General features: G+C 60.0%; 7 protein-coding genes. 6 read left to right on the forward strand and 1 reads right to left on the reverse strand.

Going from position 1 to position 8592, the window contains the following annotated elements; genetic code table 11:
- Window positions 1–486: 486 nt before the first annotated feature.
- From AB4043_RS10800 to AB4043_RS10825, 6 genes are all read left to right on the forward strand, one after another.
- Window positions 487–1689: an allantoate amidohydrolase gene (locus AB4043_RS10800; protein WP_442300570.1), complete on the forward strand. Its 1203-nt coding sequence runs from the start codon at window positions 487–489 to the stop codon at window positions 1687–1689.
- Window positions 1682–2416 carry a (S)-ureidoglycine aminohydrolase gene (gene allE, locus AB4043_RS10805; RefSeq protein WP_442300569.1) on the forward strand — a complete coding sequence of 245 codons (735 nt, stop codon included), beginning with the start codon at window positions 1682–1684 and terminating at the stop codon, window positions 2414–2416. Before AB4043_RS10800 ends, allE begins: the two co-directional genes overlap by 8 nt.
- Entirely contained in the window at window positions 2413–3666 is a 1254-nt protein-coding gene (locus AB4043_RS10810) for a M20 family metallo-hydrolase (RefSeq protein WP_442307041.1), read from the forward strand. The genes allE and AB4043_RS10810 overlap by 4 nt, the downstream gene beginning before the upstream one ends.
- A gap of 14 nt (window positions 3667–3680) precedes the next feature.
- The gene (locus AB4043_RS10815; protein WP_442300567.1) at window positions 3681–5048 is read left to right on the forward strand and encodes an NAD-dependent succinate-semialdehyde dehydrogenase; all 1368 of its coding nucleotides are present in this window, start codon (window positions 3681–3683) and stop codon (window positions 5046–5048) included.
- Between the two features lie 206 nt (window positions 5049–5254).
- Window positions 5255–5617 (forward strand): type II toxin-antitoxin system RelE/ParE family toxin, encoded by a 363-nt coding sequence (locus tag AB4043_RS10820; RefSeq protein ID WP_442300566.1) that lies wholly within the window; start codon window positions 5255–5257, stop codon window positions 5615–5617.
- Between the two features lie 52 nt (window positions 5618–5669).
- Entirely contained in the window at window positions 5670–5987 is a 318-nt protein-coding gene (locus tag AB4043_RS10825; protein ID WP_442300565.1) for an XRE family transcriptional regulator, read from the forward strand.
- Window positions 5988–6064: 77 nt separating this feature from the next.
- Here AB4043_RS10825 and AB4043_RS10830 read toward each other — a convergent pair.
- Window positions 6065–8592: TonB-dependent receptor domain-containing protein (locus AB4043_RS10830; RefSeq protein ID WP_442307042.1), on the reverse strand; the 2528-nt coding region annotated here is incomplete at its 5' end.

The raw sequence follows: 8592 nt of genomic DNA on the forward strand, positions 1-8592 counted from the left end.
GCGCGACCGCTTCGGCGTGAAGAACAATAACGAGATCTTCGTCCCGACGGACGAACCCCATGGGACGATAGCGGCGACGCTTGTTCGCATGTAGTGCGAACAAGCTCTAGTTGCTAGTTGCTGGTTGCTAGTTCCTGGTTGATTTCAGCAGATCGCGTGTTGTACTTATCCTCCCACCCTAGCTCCGCGAGGGTGGGGCACCCGGGTTAGGAAAATGAGTAAAGCAGATTTCTCTATACGCGCAGTGGCAAATCAAACGACTAGGGAGTATCGACGAACTGCCCCTGAAACTGGGTGCCCCATCCATCGCATATCGGGGTCCCCAACGGACCTCGTTCGTTGGGGTGGTATCGCGATGGGCGGGATATTCGAGCACAGCTCGAATTCATTTAGGTTTTGGGGCTCACCAGTCCCACTCACGCTACGCGTGAATGGGGCACCCAGAGTAGGGGTTTGTTGAACTGCCGAGACACTTTAGCAACTAGCATGTCTACTTCCGATCTCATTCTCTCTCGCTGCCGCGAACTCGCCGCCATCACTGATGTTGCCGGCGAGACGACGCGGACGTATCTTTCTCCGGCGATGCGGTGCGCGAATAAACAGTTGATGGCCTGGGCTGCGGCTAAGGGCTTCACCGCGCGCTATGACGCCGCGGGAAACCTGCGTATTGTGCGTGCGGCTGCTATCGAGACCGACCGTACTTTCATCCTTGCGTCGCATCTCGATACTGTTCCCAATGCCGGAGCCTTCGATGGTCCGCTCGGCATCGTGCTTGGCCTGGCACTCCTGGAAGAGGCGGCTCCGCTGCCCTTTCACCTCGAGCTCATTGCCTTCAGTGAAGAAGAGGGTGTGCGCTTCGGCTTCCCTTTCATCGGGAGCAAGGCACTGACTGGCGAACTCTCGGATGATCTGCTGGCGCGGATTGATGGCAAGGGCACATCCGTGCGGGAAGCGATAACCGCTTATGGCTTGAATCCGGACGAACGCAGCGATGCCCGATTGCACAGCGGGCACTTCGGCTATCTGGAATTTCACATTGAGCAGGGGCCTGTTCTCGAGCATGAAGACCGCTCGCTCGGGGTTGTTACCGCCATCATCGGCCAGTCGCGGCTTCAGCTTGTCTTTACCGGCAAAGCCAACCACGCGGGCACCACGCCGATGCATCTGCGCCATGATGCTCTGGCTGCTGCCGCCGAGTTCGTCCTCGCCACCGAAAGGCTGGGCCGTAACACTCCAGGCCTGGTAGCAACCGTCGGTCAGCTCTCGCCACACCCGGGTGTAGGCAACGTCATTCCCGGCGAGGCCGTTCTCTCGCTCGACGTCCGCCATGCGGATGATGCAGTACGCCATGACGGCGTGGAGAGCCTATTGAAAGCCGCACACGCCATTGCCCAGAGGCGCGGCATGGTTGTCTCCTTCGCGGCAAAGCTCGATCAGCCGGCTGTCCCCATGGACCCGAAGCTGACCACCCTGCTTGCCGAAGCAGCGGCACCGTGCAATCCACTTTCCATGACCAGCGGAGCCGGCCACGACGCCATGGTCGTCGCTCCTCAGCTGCCGGCGGCCATGCTTTTTTTACGGACACCAAATGGTCTTTCCCACCATCCTGATGAAACCGTGCGCCCAGACGATGTACAGTTAGCCTTTGAAACCGGACTCCGGTTTCTGGAGCGCATCGCCGATGTTTAACCTGGGACACTCTCGCAGCCGCACCGCTGGTGATCACTTTCTGCTCACGCCGGACAGCTTCATTCGCTCCCCCTTTCCGGGAATGCACAACGCGGTTGCCATCGTGCACGTCTCGCCGGCCGCAGGCGCCGGTTTTACCCAGTACACGGCGGAGATGGCCGCTGACGGCTTGCTCGGCCAGGCGGCCGCACAGCGCTTTTTCTACGTGCTCGAAGGCAGCGTCTGCCTGGTAGCCGAAGGCCGGCGGTACACGCTGAACGCCAACGGATACGCCTACATTCCCGAAGATCTTGAACACAGCATCACCAGCACACAGCCGGCAAGGCTTGCTGTCATCGAAAAGAAATACCAGGTGATCGACGGTGTAGAAGGCCCTGCGCTTCTGGTCGGGGATGAGACCAAAGTTGCTTCCAGCGCGTTGAACGGTGATGAAGATCTACAGGTGCGCGCGCTAYTGGCCGGCGATACGGGCTTCGACTTCGCCGTCAACACCATGAGCTACAAGCCCGGCGCCGCGCTCTCGCAGACCGAGATTCACGTCATGGAACACGGCCTGCTGATGATGACCGGCGGAGGCATCTACAAGCTCGCCGATCAGTGGTATCCGGTGACTGCGGGCGACTTCATCTACATGGCGCCGTACTGCCCGCAGTGGTTCGGAGCGCTTGGCAAAGAACCGGCAAAATACCTCATCTACAAAGACTGGAACCGGCACCCGCTCGCATGAAGATCGCCGTCAACCTTGACCGTCTGTCGTCGGAGCTGGAAGACCTCGCCAGCTTCTCCGATGCTCCCCCCTCCGAGGAAGGCACCGCAGTCACACGCGTCGTCTTCACCAGCACCGATCTGGAAGCGCGGACCTTCCTGGAGACGCTGGCTGAGAAGGCCGGCCTCAGCATTCGCCGCGACGCTGTCGGCAATATCTTCTTCCGCTGGGAAGGCTCTGACCCGACACTTGCGCCCATCGGTACCGGCTCGCACACAGATGCGATCCCTTATGCCGGCATGTACGACGGTACGGTGGGCGTGCTTGGCGGTTTGGAAGCGATCCGCGCGCTGAAGGAGGCGGGCTTCCAACCAAAGCGCTCGGTCGAGCTCCTGATGTTTACCTCCGAGGAGCCGACACGTTTCGGCATCGGCTGTCTTGGCTCGCGCCTGTTGTCGGGCACTCTCTCACCGGAAAAGGCCGATGCCTTCCTCGACAAACACGAGCGCACATTGGAAGAGGTCCGTACGGCTGCCGGTTTCCCTGGCGGTCTCGATACCGTGAAGCTGCCCGCCGGTTACTACCAACATTGGCTGGAATTGCACATCGAACAAGGCCCGCTGCTTGAGCGGGAGGGCCTGCCCATCGGCATCGTTACCGCCATCGCGGCGCCTGCCAGCTATAAGTTCCACCTGGAAGGTTTCGGCGGACACGCGGGGGCGCTGCTGATGCCCAATCGCAAGGACGCGCTCTGCGCCGCCGCCGAGGTTATCCTCTCGGTCGAGCGTAATACTCTGGCCACCGGCGCGATCGATACGGTTGGCACGGTGGGAACGGCTCAGATCCATCCCGGCGCGGTGAATTCAGTACCCAGCCGCGTGACGCTGGAACTCGATCTGCGCGATATCGATCCGGCACGCCGCGAGTCTGTCATCGAAGCCGTCCGCCGCGATATCGCCGCCATCCAGGCGAAACGTGGTGTCATTATCCGCGAAGAGCTGGTCAATGCCGACCCGCCGGCAACCAGCGATGCCACGATCGTGGCCACGCTGGAAGAGGTCTGCCGCGATGCGAAGATCCCATACAAGAAGATGGTGAGCCGCGCGTACCACGACTCGCTCTTCATGGCGCGCCTCTCTCCCATTGCGATGATCTTCATTCCCTGCCGCAACGGCGTCTCGCATCGCCCGGATGAGTATGYCTCTCCAGAGGCAATCGGCACCGGAGTTAGCGTCCTTGCAGCCGCCATGGCACGGCTTGCGGCACAATAGGAACACAGACGCGCATGCCAATTCTCTCCATTAATCCCTCTACAGGAAAAACGCTGCGGCACTTCGATGCCCTGCCCCCGGAACAACTGGAAGCCAAACTGGCCCTCGCCGCCTCCGCGTGGAAGGCGTACCAGGAGGTGCCGCTGGAGCATCGCGCGCTCTGCATGCGTAAGCTGGCCTCTCTTATCGAAGATGAAACGGAAGAGCTGGCGCGCCTGATGACGCTGGAGATGGGCAAGCCCATCCGTGCTGCCCGCGCCGAGGCACAGAAGTGCGCCACCGCCTGCCGCTTCTATGCCGAGAACGCCGCTAAATTCCTCACGTCCGAGGCGGTCCCGACCGAGGCCTCCAGCAGCTACGTCCGCTTCGATCCGCTGGGCGTCGTCCTCGCCATCATGCCCTGGAACTTTCCTCTGTGGCAGGTCTTCCGCTTCCTGGCTCCGGCGCTGATGGCAGGCAACGCCGGTCTTCTGAAACACGCATCGAACGTGCCCCAGTGTGCTCTCACGATTGAGGCTCTCACCCGCCGCGCCGGCTTCCCGCGTGGCGTTTTTCAGGCGCTCCTCATTGAGTCGTCTGACGTGGCCAAGGTCATCGACGATCCGCGGGTCGCCGCCATCACGTTGACCGGCAGCAATCCCGCCGGCTCGGCCGTGGCCGCACAGGCAGGCAAGCTGATCAAGAAGACCGTGCTGGAGCTCGGCGGCTCCGATCCGTTCATCGTGATGCCCTCAGCCGACCTGAACGTTGCGATCGACACCGCCATCAAGGCGCGCACCATCAATAACGGCCAGTCATGCATCGCGGCTAAGCGTTTTATTGTTCACGAGAGCATCTACAACGAGTTCCAGGAGCGCTTCTCCGCCGGTATGGATAACCTGAAGGTCGGCGATCCCCTGCTCGATGAGACCGACGTCGGCCCGCTGGCAACTTCGAAAGGCCTTGAAGAGGTACAAGCCCAGGTGCAGGCCTGTATCGACGCCGGAGCTCTGCTCATCACCGGCGGCGAACGCATGATGGTGGACCAGGGCAACTACTTCGAACCCACCGTGATCGCTGGCCTGTCGCGTACCGCACCGGTCTATCGAGAAGAAATCTTCGGTCCGGTCGCGCTGCTCTTCCGCGTCCACTCGGTGGACGAAGCGATTGAGGTTGCCAACGACACGCCCTTCGGCCTTGGGGCCTCTGCCTGGACCCACGACCCGGTCGAACAGCAGCGCTTTGTCGCCGATCTGCAGGCGGGTTCAGTCTTCATCAATGCCATGGTCGCCAGCGACCCGCGCCTGCCGTTCGGTGGTGTAAAGCAGTCGGGTTTCGGCCGTGAGCTTTCAGCCGTGGGAATGCACGAGTTTATGAATCGGAAGACTGTTGTGGTGGCCTAGGAGTTAGAGCATTTCTCCTGTTGCTGGGTAGCCCGGAAGGGGAGTGCAGCGGCGTTTTCATTGCGGAAAACGCCCATAGATAACGAATCCCTACACTACACCTACAGGAGAAATGCTCTAGCTCCCGAGCCGCACCTTGACTGCAGCCGGCATCTCAGTTCAATTATGTACTTGATGGAATATATATTACGGTACATAATTTATCAGTGAGTTGGGAAATTGAGATCACCGCAGAGTTCGAAGCATGGTGGGTCAGCCTTACCGTCGAGGAACAGGAATCCGTTGCCCGGGCTATCAATCTGCTGGAAGCGCTTGGGCCTTCGCTCTCGCGCCCTCACGCAGATACTCTGAAGGGCTCGATCTTCCCGAACATGAAAGAACTGCGGGCGCAGCACGAAGGCCGCCCTTACCGTATGCTTTTTGCCTTCGACCCACGTCGCGTCGCCTTAATGCTAGTGGGCGGTGATAAGACTGGCGATAGCCGGTGGTACGAAAAGATGCTCCCTGTAGCTGAACGCCTCTACACGGAGCATCTGAAAAGTCTGGAGAAAGTAGAAAAACGATATTGAACTCAGAAGCATGTGAGCATGCAGGAGCTCAGCTCGGTTGAGGAATCAGCAAATGGCGACTACTACCTGGAAGGCACTTCGCTCAAAGTTACCCGCAGACGTTCAGGGGCGCCTGCGTAAGCAACTCGCCGAAGACATCGCAGCAATGCCATTGGACAAGCTGCGCAAAGCACGTCATCTCACCCAAGCGGCAGTTGCAGCAAAAATGAACATCGAACAGGGTGCGGTCTCAAAGATCGAAGCCCGCAGCGATATGTACATCAGCACGTTGCGAAGCTACGTCGAAGCGCTAGGCGGCACACTTGAGCTCCGGGTCGACTTCCCCGAAGGATCGGTTACAAACATCGACCTGATAGAGAAGACCGCTTAGCCCAATCTCCGTAGACACAGCGCCCTGAAGTGAATAAGGCGCGGCTGATAGCCGCGCCTTATTCACTTCGATTGCGTTTAGAAGTTGAAGCCCATCTGCAGGGTGAGGCGGCGTACTGCGTTGCTGGAACCGCCGGGGCCCATGAAGCCGCCGCCACCGATCGAGTTCGACCGGCCGAACTGCGGCGAGGTCACCGTGCCGACAGGAGAGCCGTAGTTCACCACGTTCAGGAGGTTGTTGGCCTGGATAGCGAAGTTGACGGTGTACCTGTGGCCGGAGCTGGCTCCGCCAAACGGTCCACCAGCACCTCCCGGACCACCCTGGCCACGGCCGCCCCCCGTCTGCAGAGCCRCGGCACTGGTGCAGGCGCCCGCGAGGTTGGCGCTGCCCGAGTTGGCCCATGCCGGACGGTCGTTATAGACCGAATCGCCGTTCAGGTCTCTGCCGGCCAGAATGTTGTACGGGTTTCCTGAACTTGCCACCAGGAACGGGCTGGCCGAGAAGCCGTGTTTGAAGTTAATGTTACCGGCCATCAGCATGCGGTTGCGCACGTCGAACTGAGTGCGACCGTAGTCGGCTTTCGTATCCGTCGCGCGCGACGGAATAAACGTGGCGCCGGACGCATTACCGTTGACGTAGTTGAGTGAGTAGAAGCCAAAGAGCGAGACGGTATTGCTCAGCCGCATGTTGCCGTTGACGAAGATCTGGTTCTGGTTGAAGACGCCGCCAGAATCATAGCGGTAGTTGATCATGTTGGTGGCAGTGTTGGCGAAGGCGCGGTTCAGGTACTGGTGCACACCACGCGAGTTCAGGTAGTTCACCGAGATGGAGGCCTTGCCGACCTGCTGGTCGACGCCACCCGCGAACTGCATGATGTATGCCGAGCGGGTATCCCCGATGGTGTAGACCGTATTCTTCCCGCCTGTGCCGCTGCTGCTGCTGCAGGCTTGCGGGTTACTGGGGCCGCAATTGAGATACCCGCCCTGCGGTGCGCTGAACGTCGTGGTCTGAACATTGGTGCCGTTCTGGCGGACAACGTTCATGACCTGCGTGAGGTCAAAACGGTCGTAGAAGATACCGTATCCGATGCGGACGACTGTCTTGGGCGAGCCGTGCTTGTTCGGGATACCCCAGGCGAGCGCGACACGCGGAGCGATGTCGTGATTCGAATCGATCTGATTCTGGGTCTCGAGACGCATGCCCGCGCTGAGCGTCAGGTTGGGACGGATCTTCCAGTCATCCTCAACGTAAAGACCAACGTCCGTCACACGCGAGGAGACAGTGGCCTGGTTGATAGTCGAAACCGCATACTGATTGACATGGCCAGCTGCGTAGTCCTGGATGGTGGCGTAGGTGAATGTACCGTTTGCGTTAGCCGTCGAGTAAGCGCTCTCCTCGGTAGTACGCAGGCGCCCGCCAAACCGCCAGAAGTGCTTCTGCAGAGCGATGGAAGTATAGTTCTGCAGCTCGAAGTGGCTATCCGTCACATTGGAGTTGCCGCTGGTGGAGCCGCCGGTGCTCATACCGCCTGAGACATTGAGGCCGGCGAGACTTGGATTCAGAGCAGTCGCAGCCGCATTCGTACGTTGCCACTCGAAACGGGTCTCGTTGACGACCTTGGGGCTGATGATCTGCGAGTCGCTGATCTGGATGGTATCTTCCTGGGCCGTCGAGTTCTGTCCGCGTGTAGGCAGAACGAACGTGCCGATGTTGTTGTTCTTGTTAGTCCCCTGCTCGTGCTGGAAACGGATGGTCAGGGTGTTCTTGTCAGAGAGAGCAAAGTCGACGCGCGGGCTGATCTCCCACCGCTTCTGAGGATGATTAATCGCGCTGCCGGCGTAGGTGCCGGTAAGGCAGCCGACGGTTCCCGGAGCGCAGATCGTCGACAGATCATTCAGATTTGTCGCATAGATCTTGCCGCGGAACTTATCCGTGCCCGGCTTGGTGAGGATCTCAACGCGACCGAAGCCCAGCTTGTCGTACTRTGCCGAGAACGGATTCTGATTGACGCGAATCTCACGAATCGATGACTTCGGAGGCAGCGTGCCGCCGGTAAAGCCGTCGATGTAGATCTGCCCGCCGTTCGGTCCGGCCGAAGGTCCGGCAAGGGCCGAGAGCTGGTTCTGGAGCTCGTCCGGATCGTCAGAGAGCGCGTCCAGGTCCTTATCCTTGATGACCGTGGCGCTGGCATTCGAGTCAGCGTCCACGCTGACCTGGTTGGTCTGCGTGGTGACGTTCACCTCAGCATTAGCTTCGGCGATCGCCAGCTTGACGTCCAGATTGAGCGACTGGCCCGCGGCCACACGCACGCCTTGACGCACGAACGAACCGAAGCCGGACATCGTCACCGTGATCGAGTAGCTGCCCGCCGGCACGTTGGAGATGGAGTAGCTGCCGTCTCCCTTGCTCTGCGCCGTCAAAGCCTTTCCGTTAGCCGCTGTCGCGGTAATCGTCGCGCCAGGCACCACCGCTGCATCAGGATCCGTCACAAGACCGCGAATCGTTCCCGTCTGCTGCGCCTGACCGGCGACACTCACTGCCAGAACCACCAGCAGCCAGACACACTTCCACCATGAGCGTTTCATCTCAGCTCCCAGGCACAACA

Source organism: Terriglobus sp. YAF25 (assembly GCF_052113305.1).
Taxonomy (GTDB): Bacteria; Acidobacteriota; Terriglobia; order Terriglobales; family Acidobacteriaceae; genus Terriglobus.